Source organism: Vibrio jasicida 090810c (assembly GCF_002887615.1).
Taxonomy (GTDB): domain Bacteria; phylum Pseudomonadota; class Gammaproteobacteria; order Enterobacterales; family Vibrionaceae; genus Vibrio; species Vibrio jasicida.
In genome coordinates this window covers 928,252-946,189 of the sequence record NZ_CP025792.1, presented here as the reverse complement: position 1 = coordinate 946,189, position 17,938 = coordinate 928,252, and the positions used below count along the sequence as shown (strand labels likewise).

General features: G+C 45.3%; 15 protein-coding genes. 8 read left to right on the top strand and 7 right to left on the bottom strand.

What is annotated here, in order from left to right; all coding sequences use genetic code 11:
- The first annotated feature begins 108 nt into the window (after nt 1-108).
- From kdgR to C1S73_RS04450, 4 genes are all read left to right on the top strand, one after another.
- Entirely contained in the window at nt 109-894 is a 786-nt protein-coding gene (kdgR, locus tag C1S73_RS04465) for a DNA-binding transcriptional regulator KdgR (protein ID WP_038867009.1), read from the top strand.
- A gap of 257 nt (nt 895-1,151) precedes the next feature.
- On the top strand, nt 1,152-1,649 hold the full coding sequence (locus C1S73_RS04460) for a prepilin-type N-terminal cleavage/methylation domain-containing protein (protein WP_038867011.1): 498 nt from the start codon (nt 1,152-1,154) through the stop codon (nt 1,647-1,649).
- Between the two features lie 625 nt (nt 1,650-2,274).
- A complete protein-coding gene (trpS, locus tag C1S73_RS04455) occupies nt 2,275-3,297 on the top strand; it encodes a tryptophan--tRNA ligase (RefSeq protein ID WP_038867016.1) in 1,023 nt (340 codons plus the stop codon).
- Nucleotides 3,298-3,491: 194 nt separating this feature from the next.
- Nucleotides 3,492-4,046, top strand: coding sequence for a hypothetical protein (locus C1S73_RS04450; protein ID WP_038867161.1), 555 nt, complete (start codon nt 3,492-3,494; stop codon nt 4,044-4,046).
- Nucleotides 4,047-4,553: 507 nt separating this feature from the next.
- On the opposite strand, the gene C1S73_RS04445 is transcribed toward C1S73_RS04450, so the two are convergent.
- Both C1S73_RS04445 and C1S73_RS04440 read right to left on the bottom strand, forming a co-directional pair.
- A complete protein-coding gene (locus tag C1S73_RS04445) occupies nt 4,554-5,513 on the bottom strand; it encodes a hypothetical protein (RefSeq protein WP_038867018.1) in 960 nt (319 codons plus the stop codon).
- A complete protein-coding gene (locus C1S73_RS04440; protein WP_038867021.1) occupies nt 5,510-6,838 on the bottom strand; it encodes a sphingomyelin phosphodiesterase in 1,329 nt (442 codons plus the stop codon). The genes C1S73_RS04445 and C1S73_RS04440 overlap by 4 nt, the downstream gene beginning before the upstream one ends.
- 340 nt (nt 6,839-7,178) lie before the next feature.
- On the opposite strand from C1S73_RS04440, the gene C1S73_RS04435 reads away from it, so the two are divergent.
- From C1S73_RS04435 to C1S73_RS04420, 4 genes are all read left to right on the top strand, one after another.
- Entirely contained in the window at nt 7,179-8,036 is an 858-nt protein-coding gene (locus C1S73_RS04435) for a YDG/SRA domain-containing protein (protein ID WP_050566681.1), read from the top strand.
- A gap of 16 nt (nt 8,037-8,052) precedes the next feature.
- Nucleotides 8,053-9,267: a DUF3644 domain-containing protein gene (locus C1S73_RS04430; RefSeq protein WP_038867023.1), complete on the top strand. Its 1,215-nt coding sequence runs from the start codon at nt 8,053-8,055 to the stop codon at nt 9,265-9,267.
- A gap of 54 nt (nt 9,268-9,321) precedes the next feature.
- Nucleotides 9,322-9,660, top strand: coding sequence for a GFA family protein (locus tag C1S73_RS04425; protein ID WP_038867025.1), 339 nt, complete (start codon nt 9,322-9,324; stop codon nt 9,658-9,660).
- A gap of 247 nt (nt 9,661-9,907) precedes the next feature.
- A complete protein-coding gene (locus C1S73_RS04420; protein ID WP_038867028.1) occupies nt 9,908-12,346 on the top strand; it encodes a M9 family metallopeptidase in 2,439 nt (812 codons plus the stop codon).
- A gap of 90 nt (nt 12,347-12,436) precedes the next feature.
- Here C1S73_RS04420 and C1S73_RS04415 read toward each other — a convergent pair whose 3' ends face one another.
- From C1S73_RS04415 to C1S73_RS04395, 5 genes are all read right to left on the bottom strand, one after another.
- Entirely contained in the window at nt 12,437-13,927 is a 1,491-nt protein-coding gene (locus C1S73_RS04415; protein ID WP_038867030.1) for a tripartite tricarboxylate transporter permease, read from the bottom strand.
- Between the two features lie 9 nt (nt 13,928-13,936).
- The gene (locus C1S73_RS04410) at nt 13,937-14,350 is read right to left on the bottom strand and encodes a tripartite tricarboxylate transporter TctB family protein (protein ID WP_038867165.1); all 414 of its coding nucleotides are present in this window, start codon (nt 14,348-14,350) and stop codon (nt 13,937-13,939) included.
- A 159-nt stretch (nt 14,351-14,509) separates the two neighbouring features.
- On the bottom strand, nt 14,510-15,436 hold the full coding sequence (locus tag C1S73_RS04405; protein ID WP_009705724.1) for a tripartite tricarboxylate transporter substrate binding protein: 927 nt from the start codon (nt 15,434-15,436) through the stop codon (nt 14,510-14,512).
- Between the two features lie 22 nt (nt 15,437-15,458).
- Nucleotides 15,459-15,932: a hypothetical protein gene (locus tag C1S73_RS04400; protein ID WP_038867033.1), complete on the bottom strand. Its 474-nt coding sequence runs from the start codon at nt 15,930-15,932 to the stop codon at nt 15,459-15,461.
- A 313-nt stretch (nt 15,933-16,245) separates the two neighbouring features.
- Entirely contained in the window at nt 16,246-17,589 is a 1,344-nt protein-coding gene (locus C1S73_RS04395) for a polysaccharide lyase family 7 protein (RefSeq protein WP_038867036.1), read from the bottom strand.
- Nucleotides 17,590-17,938 lie beyond the last annotated feature (349 nt).

Genomic DNA, 17,938 nt, shown 5'->3' with positions numbered 1-17,938 from the left:
TTAAGCGAAGATTTATCATACAAATGAGATTTTTTATTGAAAAAGCTTTTCATTTTTTTTGAACACTAAAGGTATACTGGCTGAAACATTGATGTGGAAAGCGAGAATATGGCAGAAAAGAACACACAACCAGAATCCGTCTCTTCCGTTCTAAAGGTCTTTAGTATCTTAGAAGCGTTAGGCGAGCAGAAAGAAATTGGCGTGTCGGATTTGTCTCAACGATTGATGATGTCGAAGGCGACGACTTACCGTTTTCTTCAAACAATGAAGACGTTAGGCTATGTATCCCAAGAGGACGAAGCCGATAAGTACAGCTTAACCATTCGCTTGTTTGAATTGGGAGCGAAGTCGCTAGAGTATGTCGACCTTATTGAATTAGCAGACATCGAGATGACCAAAATCGCGGATGCAACAGGTGAAGCATTACACCTTGGTGCATTAGATGAAGACGCGATCATCTACATCCATAAATTGGATGCTAAATACTCATTGCGAATGCACTCACGTGTCGGACGCCGCAATCCACTCTATAGTACCGCGATTGGTAAAGTACTTTTAGCGGAACGCGAAGAAGCATTTGTCAGAGAATTATTGAAAGATATTGAGTTTATTTGTCATACAAAAAATACTCATAATGACGTTAAATCTTTGCTTAAAGAGCTTGAGTTAGTTCGTAAGCAGCATTACGCGGAAGATAACGAAGAGCAAGAACCTGGCTTATATTGTGTCGCGGTTCCTGTCTATGACCGCTTTGGGCATGTGGTTGCGGGTGTGTCTATGTCGTTCCCAACGGTGCGCTTTGAAGAGTCTCGCCGTGAAGAGTACGTATCCATGCTGCACAATGCTGGCCGCGTGATCTCCGAGAAAATGGGTTTCCACGAATATCCGGTATGATCGTTCATATTGTTGAGCTCAAGAACTCAACGAAAATGCTAAATTGAAACGGAGGCGCGAATGCCTCCGTTTTTGTGTTTTTCTCCGACCTTATTTATTGCATCTAGCTGGGGAACCTCAAAACGTCGCTAATCCCTCGCCACTTTGTCAGATTGTTCTCGAACCCGACGTAAGATTTCCCAATCCAATGTTGGCCAATAGTAATCTCATTTCACCGCTCTAACATGTGCCCTAAGCAACAAATACAGGGCTTTTAAATGAGAACAGCAAAGGGTTTCACCTTAATTGAATTAGTCGTGGTTATCGTGATTCTTGGGATTTTAGCCGTGACGGCCGCGCCACGTTTTTTGAATATTCAGGGTGATGCGAGAGCAGCAGTGATCGAGGGCGTGAGAGGCGCTGTGGTGAACGCGAACCAAATTGCCAATGCGAAGTATCAGCTTGGTTATGGCGTATCGATTGGCTCCACGGCAACAGACAATACCTTTTTAGATTTGAACAAAAATGGCGCGCAGGACGATGGCGAACCTCTGATGGTTTGGGGGCATTTAGACAACGTTTCGGTTGAAGAAATGGTGAACCTTGATGGCGATTTGGTGGTGTCTGATCCAGAGGCGCCAGGCAAGAACAAACTCTATATTGGTTTTGCTCAAAACGCGGATGCATTAGAGAACGGTCAATGCTATTTCCTTTACACCCAAGCATCGGGAGAAGGCTCAGAACCGAGCTTTGAAACGGTGACATCTGGTTGCTAGTCCTTTTGAACCTCAACAGTTTTGCACAATAAATCTGGCCGTTTTTAATAGACACGTCTCTGTAAACCTTGTCGGCTTTCATTGAACTTGTTCTAAGGTCATCACACTTCTTGGACTAAGTGGTTTAAGTTTTCGCTAAAAATCGTAACGCTGTCTGCAACAGAGTGAACCGAAGATTGTTTGGCGTATCGATTCACCGGAAAGGATTTATCACTGTTCAACTTAGTAAGAGAGCGGAGCAAACAGCGTTGCTCCACGTGCTCTAAAGTCGAGAAGTAAAGGATGAGAAGCAAACAGAATAAAGCGGTATTGTGTGCGTTTGTATCGGGTAGCCTATTTGGCGCTGCACTGGTCATCGCCATGTATATCCAGATTTGATGCCGTGCTGGCAAGCCGTACCAAAACTGAAAAATCAAATTGTACAAGGAGTAGGGTTGTTTTTAGCTCTGCTCCTTGTTAGTTTTAAAAGTATGAAAACGACATTCACACCTTCATCAAACTTCTTCTGGTGGCGCTCTAATTAGAGCGGCGCGGAATATTTACATTCTTACGCTGCTGGACGGTAGCTAAGAGTGTCATGTCTTTTTATCTCCAGTAGCGATCTATTTTTATTCGGAGATAAGTTATGAACACCACACAAAACACTCAACAACGCGAAGTCATTCTCACTGGCGACCGAGCCACTGGCCCTCTGCATTTAGGTCATTACGTCGGCTCACTAGAACAGCGAGTCGCGCTGCAAACTCAGCACGATCAAACCATTCTCGTTGCCGATATGCAGGGTTTAACCGATAACGCGCATAATCCTTCCAAGGTTTCTTCCAATATCTTGAACGTAGTGGCCGATTACCTTGCTGTTGGCATCGATCCGATTCAAACCACCATCTGCTTGCAGTCTCAAGTTCCGGCGCTTGCTGAGCTAACCATGTATTACAGCAACTTGGTTTCTATCGCACGTTTGGAGCGTAATCCGACGGTGAAAAACGAAATCCAAAGCAAAGGGTTTGAGCGTTCCATTCCGGCTGGATTTTTGACTTATCCAATCTCTCAAGCGGCTGACATTACCGGATTTCACGCGACACTTGTTCCCGTTGGTGATGACCAATTGCCAATGCTAGAGCAAACCAATGAAATCGTGAGAAAGATAAACCATCTTGGCGGGAAAACCATTCTGAAAGAGTGTCGTCCACTGCTCAGTGACGCGCCGCGTTTGCCAAGCACAGATGGCAAAAATAAAATGTCGAAAAGCATGGGTAACGCAATCAACCTTGGAGCGACAGAGAAAGAAATCAGCGCAGCGGTGAAATCCATGTATACCGATCCAAATCACTTACGTATTGAAGACCCAGGCCAAGTGGAAGGCAACATCGTGTTCACTTACCTTGATGCCTTCCATACTGATAAAGCTTATGTGGAAGAGTTAAAAGCGCATTATCGCCGTGGTGGATTGGGTGACGGAACAACCAAGAAAGTGTTGGAGGAGTGTCTGCAAGAGATGCTTCGTCCAATCCGAGAAAAACGCGCCATGTTCTTAGATGACAAAGCACAGCTTATCGAAATCCTTAAACAAGGCAGCCAACGTTCACGTGAGAAAACCGAGCAAGTGTTATTTGATGTGAAAGGTGTGTTTGGTTTGAACTTGTTCTGAAGTTACGATCGAAATCCGGTTTGGCTCAAGGAGTTCAATTTGAGTTCAACGGATTGGCATTTCTGATATAGGCACGATCTATTGTAGTGAGCCGTGCCTTTTTATACTCTCAGTTTTTCTTTAAAACTATTGATAATAATTCTCATTACGATATGTTTGTGGTCTCAAATACACTCATTGTTGCGGAGACCAACATGGAACACTCGGATATTACTCAACTGCTTATTCCAAAGAGTGATTGGGCATCGCCTGATCTTTTTCTTTATGAAGGGGAAGACAAACTTCGTCTGAGCTTAGAAGGCGCAATTCAATACAGTGGATTGAACAGCATTGGTGGCGTGGTTCTGGGCTTTAGGATGATCCAATACGCGGTGCAACTGGCGGCGGGTGATCAGTCTTTGCAACGAGATGGCATCAGTATTTATACCGCGTTCCCTGGTCGTGGTGCTCAAGATGTCTTTGAATACACATGCCGCGCACTACGTGATAAACGCTATTGCTGCGATACCACATTGCACCACCCAGCAGCGCAAACCGGCCAACGTGGCCAGTTCCTATTTACGATTCGTTTGAATGAACAATCGATGGTGATGACGCCAGCGAACGGACTACCAAGAAAAAGCTACTTTGAAGCTGACCGACATTCGCAAGACAGCCGAGAAGCGGCATTGAAATGGCGTGATGAGAAGATCAACTTCGCTAACACGCTGCTTAGCTTACCTCCGGAAGAGTGCTTACGAGTGTTGTAACTCTTGAGTTCTTAACGGAACGAATTATAGAAGGTCGCTTTAAGTGAGCGACCTTCTTGTATCAAGCATTCGCGGGAACCTAGATTCCTAGTCGCGCCTAGGCTTGTTGGAATGACACGGTTTAAGTTTTGAGTTAGTGGGGGAGGTATTTGCTGCCGATGCCCATGAACTCAAACATCGCCATTTCCCAGAGCGAAGATGAATGAGTACGGAAGCTCATTTCATACTCATGCTCTAAATACCGTCATTCTGAAAAAAGAGGGACGAGTGTAATTCAGAATCTACTCACCAAGTGCTGTGAACTTTGGTGTTCTCGCCAATCTACAGCTCGTTGGAACCAGATTCCTAGTCGCGCCTAGGCTTGCTGGAATGACACGGTTTAAGTTTTGAGTTAGTGGACGACGAATTTGCTGTCGATGGCCACGAACTCAAACATCGTCATTGCCTAGAGCGAAGAATGAGCGAGTAGGGAATCTCTCACCTCCAATTGCTCAGACAAACGAGCCGTTAGCCAGCGAAGAACTCGCGACGAAAATCCGCCACCTCTTTTTGGTAATACCGCTGCCACTCCGAGTCCGACAAACCTGCATGGCTGGTGGCTCTTTGAGTTGCCAGTTTGGATTCAAGCTGCTGCAACTCACTCTGATAATCGCGCACTTGCTGCTTTTGCTCTGCGACTTGTTGTTCGCGAGCGTGTATCTCTTCACTCTCTTGTTCAGAAAGGTAAGTTTGTTGAAGCTCCTCAATCAAAGCCTCACGCTCTGTTTGGCTCACGTTATCCGGAATTAACGCCACCGCACGCTCATACTTAGCTTGCTCGCTGGCTAGTCCCAACGTTTCCTCATTGCCTTGCCACTCTTGAACTAAATCCCCAAAGGCTTGCACGTAGTCTTGAGCAGGAGTCGAATTCAACTGCTCTGCCTGCAAACTAAAATCGTAAAGGGCAAACTCATCAGCAAAAATCACTTCGGCCAACTCACCCCATACCTTTCTTGCTTCCGCTTTGAGAAGAGCAACACGAGAGGCGAGCGGTTGCTGCTCATCAAACAACAAATCACCCACACTTTGCTGCCACAAACTGTTTAGTTGATGGTAGTTCGCCAGTAAAGCAAAGCGCTCACCCGACATATAGCTTTCCAATTCGGCCAGCTTAGATTCGCAGTTATGATCAGACATACACGTGTGCCAGAAGGTCTCTATCTCGGCTTTTAATGCACGACCTTTGGCGTCATTCAAACGTCCAGCAATGGCTTTAATTGGAGAGGGGGTATCTTTGGCTTTGGGTACGACTTTTTTACTGACAGTTTGATTTACTGATGAAGAAGAATGACCACTGGTATCTTGTTCAGCACGGCCTTCAATCACAGCAGAAAACGACAACAAGCTTTCACGCTTATCACCCGCCTTTGAGAACCAAATCGTGCCCGCCACAACGACGGACACAGTAACTAACGCAACACGCTTCATGGTTTGATCACAGCGCTAACAGGGAAGTGATCCGACAGATTGAAGTGTTTCCACAAACTCTCTGCGGTAGAGCGCGGAACGTCGACACGGTTATCGTTAAACGACTTCACGCCATACTCATTACTCACCATCACGTAGTCGAGGTACTCAACATTCTCACCACCAGATAAAGCCTCTCCGGCAAAATTGTTAATGCGAGGGTCGAAGGTGGAGGCCGTATAACCTGAGTACTGCGGCTCGATTGCACTTAAGTTCGCAATCATCTGTTGATAGTCATCAGGGAACTTCAACTTATTCACATTGAAGTCGCCACTGTAAACCACAGTTTCACTCGTTGGGATATTCAAAGACTGAGCCATCGAACGCATTTGTTTAAATTGGCGTTGGCGATAGTCTCGTGCCGTGTCCGTATCAAAAGAGGCGGTATGCGTGGCAAACACATGGTAAGCCTGACCACCTTTGATTATCTCCGCATAATTCACGCCCTTGTCGGCAAAACAGTCGGTGCCGGTGCAATCAGGGAACACATATTGCGCCTGATTCACGATAGGGTAGCGGCTCACGATGATCACACCGCCGTCGTAAATATTGAAGCCATCTTTATCCAGCATCTTAGTCTGGTAAGGGTATTCTTTTGCAAGTTCTCGTAAGAACGCATCACGACCATTGGCAAACACCTCTTGTAGTGCCAGTACGTCGTAACCTTTGACGTAATCAGGAATTAGCGCGTAACGATCGCCAATATGTGAAGCAATCGCAGGCAGAGCCCAGATGTTATAAGTCATCAGCTTCAGGTTTTGCTCATTATTATCCGTTGCTTCATCTACCTTGTTAGGGGTGATGGTGTAGTGCAAATCGTCGTACCGGGCTGTCTTGCTCGATTTGAATGCGAGCTCTGTATTGCGAATACCAAAAGATCCCGTATAAGAACGGTGGACGTTACGGTCATCTTTCAATGCTAAACCGACATCAGCAGCCGATAGGCCATATTCCATTGTCGAGTTATACCAATGGCCCTCCACCACTTGGTTGAGTGTGACACTCTCACCTTGTGGGTTAGACACCACGGTTTCAAAGCGATAGTTCTGGCCATTTTTCACGCCTTCCCAGCGATTAAAGCTCAGTATCGATTTGGTTTCCCAAGGACCAAGTAATTGCACATGTTGCTGCCATTCTTCACCGTATTCCAGTAAATCGCTGCCTTCATGTTTTACCTGAATGGTTAACGGTTGGTCTGAGTTATTCGTAAGGTATACATCTGTGTCTGCCAAGCTCGGTAATGCGAGTAAGCCACTTAGCCCAACAATCCATTGTGTCAATTTCATCTGTCTGTCCATAAGTCGAATTAGAGTGATTATTCTTATTGATAATTATGACTAGCACGTTAAATATGGATGACAGAAAACCGCACGTCGGACTTTGATAATAAGTTGTGATCTTTGTTTTGTTTGAGATGCAAAATTGACCATGTTGTTTACCCGGTGCTGTTCGCTATGTATATGAAAATAAACGATTGTCACCATAAAAACTTCTTGTGAAAAATGAGAAGGTTTCACGCATATAAACCTGATTGACTGTGATACCGTTAGCGTATGTATCAGTTGGAAATTCGTCACTTTTCTCGACACGTTTTCCCACTGAGTAGTACACATACAAGGGTTTACTATGAGAGTTTTTGGACACATACCCGATACCGAAGTCGGTGACATGTTCGAAAATCGAGCCGCGTTAGCCAAATCTGGCATCCATCCACCAACGCAGGCTGGTATCAGTGGCGGCGCTAAAGAAGGCGCTGACTCAATCGTACTTTCCGGTGGTTATGAAGACGACGAAGATTTTGGCAACGTCATCATCTATACCGGAGCTGGTGGTCGTGACGAAAACAGCAACAAGCAAATTGCCGATCAAAAATTAGAACGCACCAACCTCGCTCTGGCTAGAAACAAGCTGGAGGAGTTACCCGTCCGCGTTACTCGAAGTCATAAACACCAAAGCCATTATTCTCCAACCAAAGGTTACCAATATGCGGGTTTATACCGCGTTGAAGACTATTGGTGCGAGCGAGGGCTGTCTGGCTTCAAAGTATGGCGTTACAAACTTGTCCAAATTGATTCGGAACCTGCGGCAGAGGTGCAAGACACAAGCAAAGCACGTTATGAGGTAACGTCCCGCCAAGCCGTTACGGTCAACAAGATCGTCCGAGACTATAAAAAGGCTAAGCAGGTAAAAGATTGGCATCAATACCAATGCCAAGTATGCGGTTTGGCCATTGATACTGGAGCAGGGTACTACGCAGAAGCTGCACACATTCAACCGCTGGGTGAACCGCATCGCGGCCCTGATGTGGTCGAAAATATTTTGTGCCTATGTCCAAACCATCACGTGATGTTTGACAACGGTGTGTTCTCAATCGCGGAGGATTTCAGTTTGATTGGTCTAGACGGACACTTAACGCTGAACAAGAAACACAAGATAGAACAGAAGTTTCTTCAGTATCACCGTGAGCATTATTTTAAGTCTTAATAGAAGGTTAAGTCTGATGTCAGATAAAAAGTGGTTACAAGTCGATAAAGCCTATTCGTTTTTTTTAAGAGCGTATCGAGAGGGGCTTGAATTTAATCTGGAAGATCTTGCTGCAGAGACTGGTTGGAGTGTTTCTACTGTAAAAACATACTTACGCAAAAAGTGGGAAACTTTATTGGATGATTCTGGAGATAAGTTAAAGGTTACCGAAGCTATTACTAAGTTTAATGAGACTACCTTTAGACAGCATCAAAGCCAGAAAAATGAAATTGAAAAATTACTGCATCAGATCATGCTGGAAAAGTCGATCTCTGCTTGTATTTCAGCAATTGAGATATATAACAAACCTAACTTTATGCATCGTGAAGAGACGTTTTCTATCCTAATGACTAACGCTTGGGAGCTCTTGTTAAAAGCTAAGCTAGTCAAAGATGGGGATGAAGAAGCACAGGCGATACATATTTTTTCGAAAGATAAACCAGTAATCTCCCCTAGTGGAAATCCGAAAACAATATCTTTGGGGACAGCTCTCAACCGATTGTTATCAAACGGCTCTGTTCCGCATGTTGTTGGGGATAATATTCGTTTGTTGATGAATATCAGAGATGACTCCGTGCATTTTGTTTGTGGCGACTTAGAACTTAGCACGAGCATACAAGAAATAGGAACAGCGTCTCTCAAGAACTATATGACGTTAACAATGAACTGGTTTAATTATGACTTTAGTCGTTACAATTTCTACCTAATGCCAGTATCGTTTTTTCATCTTTCGGATGTAACAAGCTTTAGTGTCGATAGTGATGTTAAATCTAACTTATTAAAATATCTTAAGTCAGTTGAGAAGGAACACGAGCGAGATAAAGACGCTCACTATGCAATTTCACTTAAGCTACACACCAAACTTGTCAAAACTACTAATGATGAGGCATTGCAAGTAAGACTTACAAATGATCCAGATGCTCCAGAAATTATGTTGTCGGAAGAGGATGCGCTAAAAAATTATCCGCACGATTACTATGAACTTCTAGAAATACTAAAGTTCCGTTATACAAACTTTAAGCAAAACAAGGTGTTTCATGACCAAATGAGGACTTTGAAAGCCGAGGGTGAACGTTATTGTAAAGTTAGGAGGTTAGATCCAACCAACCCTAACAGCATCAACAAAACTTTTTATCATAATCGTGTGATTGATCAGTTTGACCAATGGTATGAGAAAGCAACAGTAAAATAGTATCGAGAGTATAAACAGGGCTTTAAAGCTCGTTATGGAGACGAGAGGCTGAATATGGAAATCACATGCCATTGCGCGAACATCGTTGTTCAAGCTGATGTACCGAAAGAGATAGCATCATGTAATTGCTCTATCTGCCGTCGGTATGCAGCTTATTGGGCTTACTACTCACCAGAGCAAGTATCAGTTCGCTATTTAAAAGAGCCTTCTGTCTTTTATATTTGGGGTGATAAAGAAGTCGAGTTTCATCGCTGCAATCTGTGTGGGTGTTTGACACACTACGTAACGACAGAGAAATGCGACGCTGATATCGTCGCCATCAATATGAGGATGGCAGAAGAGGAAGTCTTGAAAGATATCCCGCTGAGACGCATTGATGGTAAGCGCTACTAACCTAAAAGCCAGACACATGTCTGGCTTTTCTCTTTCTAGTTAACTGACTTTATCTTTGATATTTCAATCAGTTGTGTAACGTTTTCGGAGAGAGATAATCTGCAAATCTGGTAATTGGTTTATAAATTAGAGTATAAATTCTATTTCCTGAACTGGCTTCATAAATTTTATGCAACTCAGTTCTCCGTATTGATTGTAAGGAATATAACAGCGCCCTCAAATATATAACTAATCAATGAGTGTCGTTATGTCTCATACCCGTCTATTCCCACGTCATCGCTTGGCGCTAGCTTGCATGCTTGCCAGTGTTTCCAGTTTCTCATTCGCACAAGAGCAGTGCGATATTCCTGATCTTCAAAAAGCGTCTGATCTTGCCTTGGCCGTTTCTGAAGCGAGTCATCATTGCTATGGTGCTTGGTTCTCTGCACCTGCTGATTCGTTGAACGATATCTACAGTGAAGCGAGCTTAAGCCGTATTCAAATCGCGTTAAACCAAGCCATTGCAAGTTACCGTGGTGAGGCGGAGCAAGCGCGCAAACTAGAGAACCTTGGTGAGTTTGTGCGTGCGGCTTATTACGTTCGCTATAACGCGCAACAGCCGGATTTCTCTGAGATATTAGGCCAACGTTTTGCTCAGTCGATTAATGCGTTCTTAGCGAATCCACACGCGCTAGACCAAGGACGCGAGCAAGTAGGAGCGATGAAAAGCCTGACGTTGATGGTCGACAATGTGAAGCAACTTCCTCTAACGATGGAAGCACAACTTGCGGCACTGCGTCACTTCAATCGCGAAACGGCACAAGATACACAGTGGGTCGATGGGTTGAACAACCTTTTCCGTGCAATGGCTGGCCATGCTTCGCGAGATGATTTCTACCAATACATGGCGAACCATACACAACACATCGATACGTTAGCAGCGTTTGCTCGTGATAATGCTTGGGCATTGGAAACGGATGCCAGCTTCTTGGTTTACAACGCCGTTCGCGAAACCGGACGTTTATTAGCCAGCCCAAACCAAGCAACCAAAGAGAAAGCGCTGCGTGTGATGCAAGAAGTGATGGAGCAAAACCCACTTGGTAGCGAACACGATAAGCTTTGGTTGGCTGCGGTCGAGATGATGAGCTACTTCGCGCCAGAGGGTTTGAATGGTCTGGATTTAGATCAAGCGAAGCGTGATTTGGCGGCCCGCGTGCTACCTAATCGTCATGAGTGTGATGGTCCGGCCATCATCCGCTCCCAAGATTTAACCCAAGCCCAATCTATTGAAGCTTGTGAGGTTTTAGCCGCAAAAGAGGCCGACTTCCACCAAGTGGCAAACACAGGGCATCAACCTGTGGCGGACGACAACAATGAGCGAGTAGAAGTCGCCGTGTTCGCGAACAACGGCAGCTACGTGGATTACTCGTCTTTCTTGTTTGGTAATACAACGGATAACGGCGGTCAGTACCTTGAGGGTAATCCAGCACAAGTTGGCAACGTGGCTCGCTTTGTCGCTTACCGCTATGACAATGGTGAGGCGCTTTCTATTCTCAACCTAGAGCATGAATACACTCATTACCTAGATGCTCGATTCAACCAATATGGCTCATTCAGCGATAACTTGGCACATGGTTACATTGTTTGGTGGCTTGAGGGTTTTGCTGAGTACATGCATTACAAGCAAGGTTATGACGCAGCGATTGGGCTGATTGCTGACGGCAAGATGAGCCTATCGGACGTGTTGGCGACTACTTACTCTCACGATACCAACCGCGTTTATCGTTGGGGCTACTTAGCGGTTCGCTTTATGTTGGAAGAGCACCCGCAAGAGGTAGACAGCTTACTGGCGCTTTCCCGTTCTGGTCAGTTTGCTGAATGGGCAAAGCAGGTTCAATTATTGGGTGAGCAGTATAATGGCGAGTTTGAACGTTGGTTAGATTCAGTCTCTAGTGAATCTCAGCAGCCTGATCCGAACCCAGACCCAAATCCGGGTGAGCCGACTGAGCCTTCTGATCAAGTAACGCAACTCGCAGCAAATCAGAGTGTGGTGCTCAGTGGCGCTGCATACAGCGAGCAACTGTTCTATGTGGATGTGCCAGAGAACGTAACTCACTTTGACGTGGCGATTCATGGCAATAGCCAAGGCGATGCCGATTTGTACATGAGCTTTGAGAAAGAAGCCCATTACTACGACTTTGAGTTCAGCCAATATGGCGATGGCAGCAATGAGTTAGTGACGTTTGAGCCGGAGCAATCGGGTTACATCAAACCGGGTCGTTACTACATCAGCATTGCGGGCCGTTCGGACTTTAATGACGTAACGTTACAGGCGTCATTGGTGACAGAAACCCCAACACCGCCAGCACAAGAGCAAGATGACTTAACCCCAGTGGTATTGGAATCTGGTCAAGCGCAGATGTTTACAGTACACGAACGACGTTACGCAGCGGTTTATGTACCGCAAGGCGTGCAAGAGATGCGAGTGTGGCTAACTGACAAAAACGGTCATGCAGACAATGGCAATGTTGACCTGTATGCGAGCAAAGCTTATTGGCCAACAGCAGGGCAACACGAATACGCATCAAACTACTGGGACAGCAATGAATACCTGCAAATTCCAGTAACAGAAGAAGGCTATGTCCACTTCTCTTTAAATGCTGAGCAGCAAGGGGATGAGGTCGAAATGCTGGTGTACTTCTACTAACTCGCCACACCGAAATCAAACCCTCATAAAACCAAAGCCGGACATCAAAGTCCGGCTTTTTGCTGTGTGTTATTCGTTATGCAACCTTTTCTAGGTTGTGGCTTGGGGTTTGGCTTTCTTCTTCATTTTCAGTGTTGAGTACACCGAGAAGATCGCTAGCAACACGAAGGCAAGTGCGATTGGTCGCTCATACAAGAATGACCACGAGTTATCGTACATGAGTAAGGCTTTGCGTAAGTTGGTTTCTGCCATTGGCCCCAAAATGATGGCCAACAATATTGGCGAGGATGGAATGTCCATCTTACCGAGGGCGAAGCCCAATAAACCGAACGCGATAGCGATGCCGACGTCAAACATGGAGTTGTTAATCGCATAGGCACCAACCACGGACAGGAAGATGATGATTGGAATCATCAGTATTTTCGGAACTTCTATGATGCGACAGAAGAAACGAATACCAAGTAAGCCAACCAGTAGCATGACGATATTAGCGACCAACATCGAGCTAAAGACGCCATAAACCACCTCAGGACTTTGGCTAAACAACAGAGGCCCTGGCGTTAAACCTTGCACAATAAGTGCGCCCAACAAGACTGCTGCAACGGCATCACCCGGAACACCTAGTGTGAGCAAAGGGACTAATGAGCCACCGGTTACGCCGTTGTTACCGGATTCAGCTGCGGCCAATCCATGAAGTGACCCCTTACCAAACTCTTCCGGTTTTTTCGCTGAACGTTTGGCTTCGTTGTAACAAACGAAAGCCGAGACATCCGCACCAGCACCGGGTACAGAGCCAATCGCAGTGCCAATCAGGCCGCTTTTAGTGGCTGTAGGCAGGATTGTCTTAAGGTCTTTTTTGCTTAGAATTTTACGATCAAACGTTGGCACTTCTGCATGCTTCTCATTGATGATCTTCTCGATCTGATTAATTGCTTCTGACAAGGCAAACAAACCAATAAGCACCGGAATAACATTGATGCCGCTATAAAGATCCATCATTCCAAACGTGAAGCGCGGAACGCTACTGATAGGGTCAAGACCAACCGTAGACACCAATAAACCGATGCTACCAGCCAACAAGCCTTTCAAAATGTTTTGAGAAGAAACGCTAACAATAATGGTTAGGCCAAACAGAGCGAGCGCAAAGTACTCGGGCGCGTTAAAGCGTAGTGCAAAGTTTGCCAAAAGCGGAGAGATGGCAATTAAGACAATCGTACTCAGTAGTCCGCCGACAAACGAGGCAACCGCAGAAATGCTGAGCGCGCGAGCAGCTTGTCCTTTTGCTGCTAAGGTGTGTCCATCGAGTACCGTCGCGGCTGAAGCCGGTGTACCCGGTGTCTTCAATAAAATGGCGGCAATTGAGCCTCCGTAAATACCACCAATATAGACGCCAATAAGCATCACCAGTGCTGGTGTGGAATCCATACCAAAGGTAAAGGGCAATAGAATCGCCACGCCCATTGTAGCCGTCAATCCGGGTAGTGCGCCCAAGATGATCCCACCGACAACACCGAAAATTAAGATGGGTAATACTTCTGGGCTAAATGCGGTTAGTAGGCCATTGAGTAAGTGTTCAAACATAGCCTCTCCTTAATAGTACAAGCCTTGAGGTAGAGCGATGTAAAACACCTCTCCAAATAGGTAATACACCCCAAATACAAAACACCAAGCGATAAGGTAATACAGCGGCTTTTTGACTTTGAAAAAGACCAAGTAAGCGGTGAACGCGACTAAGCTTGCGATCAAATAACCGACGATATGAATCAGCAGCGCATAAGCCACGAGAAAGCCGATTCCAAATATCGCCATTTTTGAAAATATAGGAACGGCAGGCGGTTGAATGGATGCTTTTAGCTTTCGTTGGACGATAAGAGCGATGCAAATGACGATTTGTGCAATTGCGATAGCACTAGGGAAGAATTGGGCGTTAACGCTGGCGTCTTGGTAGTGCGGTTCATCGAATTGGCTGATGAGCACAAGTACGATGCTGCTAATGACGATCATCAAAAGCGGGAAAAAGATCTCTCTATCCAGTTTTGATGACGGTTGGTTTTGAATGGGTTCTGTGGGCTGTGAGCCGCTTTGTTGTAGGCTGTTTTGACTCATGCTGATTCTCCTCAACACGAAGAGCATCGTGGTGATGCTCTTCGCTTAAAACATCACTTACTGAATTAGTTTTGCGAGTGCTTTGCTGTCTTCATCAACAAACTTGGTAAACGCTTCTGCATCCATGTTGTGGATTGTCATTGCGCCTTTTTCCATAAACTCTTTGAACTCTGCCGATGCCATTGCTTCATCAAAGGCTTTACCCAGCGTTTCAATCACTTCATCTGGCGTGTTCTTTGGTGCGCCAATACCGCGCCATGTACCAGTAACGACATCAACACCTTGCTCTTTCAAGGTTGGAACATCGGCGATGTATTCAATGCGTTCGTCTGACATGACGCCCAATGCTTTTAATTGACCTGAACGCAACTGAGCAATGGCTTCTCCTGGCGTTACCATGGTGACGTCTGTGTGTTTACCAAGTACCGCGGGAATCGCTTCCGATGCACCGTTGTATGGAATGGCGTTAAGTTTGATTCCTTGGTTCTGCTCTAATGCCATCAGGTAGAAGTTTGGCGCCGCAGTCGAGGCGAACTTCACTTTACCTTCGCCTTTTTTGGCTTCGGCGATCAGGTCATTGATGGTGTTGAAAGGGCTGTCTTTATGAACCAAAACCACGGCAGGATCGAGGTTAACCATTCGAATCAATTTAAAGTCACTCGCATCATGTCGCATTAAACCCATTTGAGGGAGAGAAGCGATTTCACGAGTGACAACGGTCAGCGTGTACCCATCTGGACGCTGCTGCGCACCAAAACTCATGCCCACCGCGCCAGCGCCTCCAGTGCGGTTCATTACGGCGATGTTTTGTCCTAGTACATCTTTTGCGGAGTTAGCCAGAGTTCGACCGACGGCGTCTGTACCACCGCCTGCACCAAACGGAACAATAAGACGGATGTTTTTCGTTGGATAATCCGCGGCAATAGCCGTTGCAGAGACCATGATGCCAGCGGCGACAAGTAGAGATTTAAGAAGCTTGTTCATAATAATCGACCTTTTGTTTCCGTTAGTTTTTGTATGCTTGTGTAGGGTGGTTTGTTTTATTGTTTTGATATTCGCTCATGCAGAGCTGCTCAAACGCGACGGCGATCCAGCCGCTTATGAGCATGTCGTACCATTGCTCGACACCACTGCACGCAACGACGACGTCGCCATGTACAAATGAGCCGAAGAACAGCAAATCGTTTTCTTGTAGAGAAGAGGTTTGGGTGGTTTGGTTATGAATATTAGGGCGGCCGTTGCGCCATGCTTGTTGTGCTTTGTTTCTTGCGAACTCATCAAATGGAATGGTCCATTCTTGTGGTTGTCCCAGAGATGTTTCATAGAGAACGGCATCAGTAAAAGACGCTTCCCACGGTTTTACTCTAGGATCCATCACCACGATATGAAGTTCTTTTCGATTGGTTCGTTCGAATAATCGTTCTATGGATGGCTTGACTAACTCGACAGCATCCATGGCAATTTCAACATGACTTTTCATCATTGATTCCTTTTGATGTTCTTACCTGAACTTGCAAAAGAAATGATATTGTATGACAAGTGAGTGCGAAACGTACGAAACGATTAAATGATGGTCAGATCACTTGTGAATCAAGAGAATAGTGCGAGGGATCTAACTTTAATAAGGATATTGGTTATAAAAGTGAGGGCTGAATCAAGTTTTATAACTAAGACAATAAAGTGGCATTTGTCACGATAAATTTTACGTATAAACCGTTTTTTATTGTTGTTAATGCCATCACTAAGATGGGAAGTAGCGGAAGGGAGTTAACCTTCCGCTTGGCTTTATAGATCTAAGGGAACTCGTATCCTTCATGGCTGTTGGTGAGGTAGTAGAACGTTGCTTGTACGTAGTCTGTAGGGTCACCAGAGTTGTTTTGGTTGTAAACACCTGCCTTGAAGTACATGTACTGACCGCCAACATCGTAGCCACTCGTGCTCATGTCGACAGTTTCCGTCACGTCTTCATGGTCATCTCGCTGAATTGTCACGATCAACTGGTTCCCTTGAACTTCAATGCGATAGAAGAAGAGTTCATTAAGGGCGATACCATCAGAAGGTTCAGAGGCATCATCTGCAGAGCTGCCGATTAGGTTGATGAACTGCTCATCGTCTGGAGAAGCGTCTGCGTTAGGTTCATGTGCAAAGTACAATGAACCTTTGCTGTGACCGGGTAGTAAGCGATAGTAAAGTCGAATTGGCTCGTCATTATTGGCGTGGATCTGACCAACAATCACTCGGCCGATTTGGTTGCTATCGCCGGTTGTTGTCACCGCGTTGACCGCGAGAGTTGCTTCTAATACACCGTCAACGCCGCCTGATGCATCTTGGTCATCTGCTGGAGCGCTTGCAAATACCCAGTTATTCTTGGTAATACCTGTGGTGGAAATACTGGTATCGCCTCGGCGTAACATTTCGCGCATTTCAGAACGCGTGTATTTGGTATTACTTGATGTCGTTGCTCCTTCAACTGGAGAGATAAATACGAGGCCACCGTCGTCTCCCGTATAGAAGAATTCTGTGTTTTCGTAACCACTTGATAACTCATCTTCTTTTACTTCTTGTGCATCGCCAGAGGCGTTACCGTTATCGTCAACAGGTAAATCCAGTTTCCAATCAAGTAGATCAAAGTTATCGGAAGGTGGCACTGACGGGTCAAGGTCAAACATAGGTAAAGAAGTCGTCGGTGGGTCAATGATGTCTGATGAGTTGAGTGCGAACAGGTCAACACGTCCTTCGGCACTATTGTATTCACCAAATATGGTGATCTCGGTTGAATCCTGCGAGTTAAAAATGACGGTTGTTTTCGCCCAATCGCTATTGGATGCAGATTGGCTATAGGTACTTCCACCAACGTCTACGCCAATGTTTGCATCACCCCGCACATAAGCACTAAGTGTATATTCGGTGTTGGCGACAACGGAAACGGTTTGCTCAAGGCGAGCTCCATCACCTTCGAATTTTGCTGATTTTACACCATCGTAAGCAACGCCAGATTCGGCGGTTGGGTCGAATTCCGTCCAGCCAGAAAAGCTCTCTTCAAAACTTGGGTTTATTAAATTCACTTGAGCGCTGTGCGAGGCAAATGTTGTTAGTAACAACGCACTACCGACAATATTCGTGAGTGTGATCTTCATATTGTTCTCCATGGTTAACGTCATTCTTCGTGACATACAAAGAAAGTAATATTGCTTGTATTTAAATAACACAAATATGCGTAATGTTGATTATGTGAAGTATGAAGTGGAGGGGAAAAACACAAATATTGAAATTGAAATGGACGAAAAAGTGACCACTGCCAGTTGTTGACAATGTAACCAACTTTCTATGCTGCTCGGACTATGATTTTGCTTCTGAAATTGGATGTTTGAATAGTATGGCGGTGATTGATTGGAGTGAGAAAACAACCTATATAATATGATTTATGTGATCGAGAGCGAATTTGTACTCAATAGTAAAATTGGCAGAAAGGCGAAAAGTTTTTTA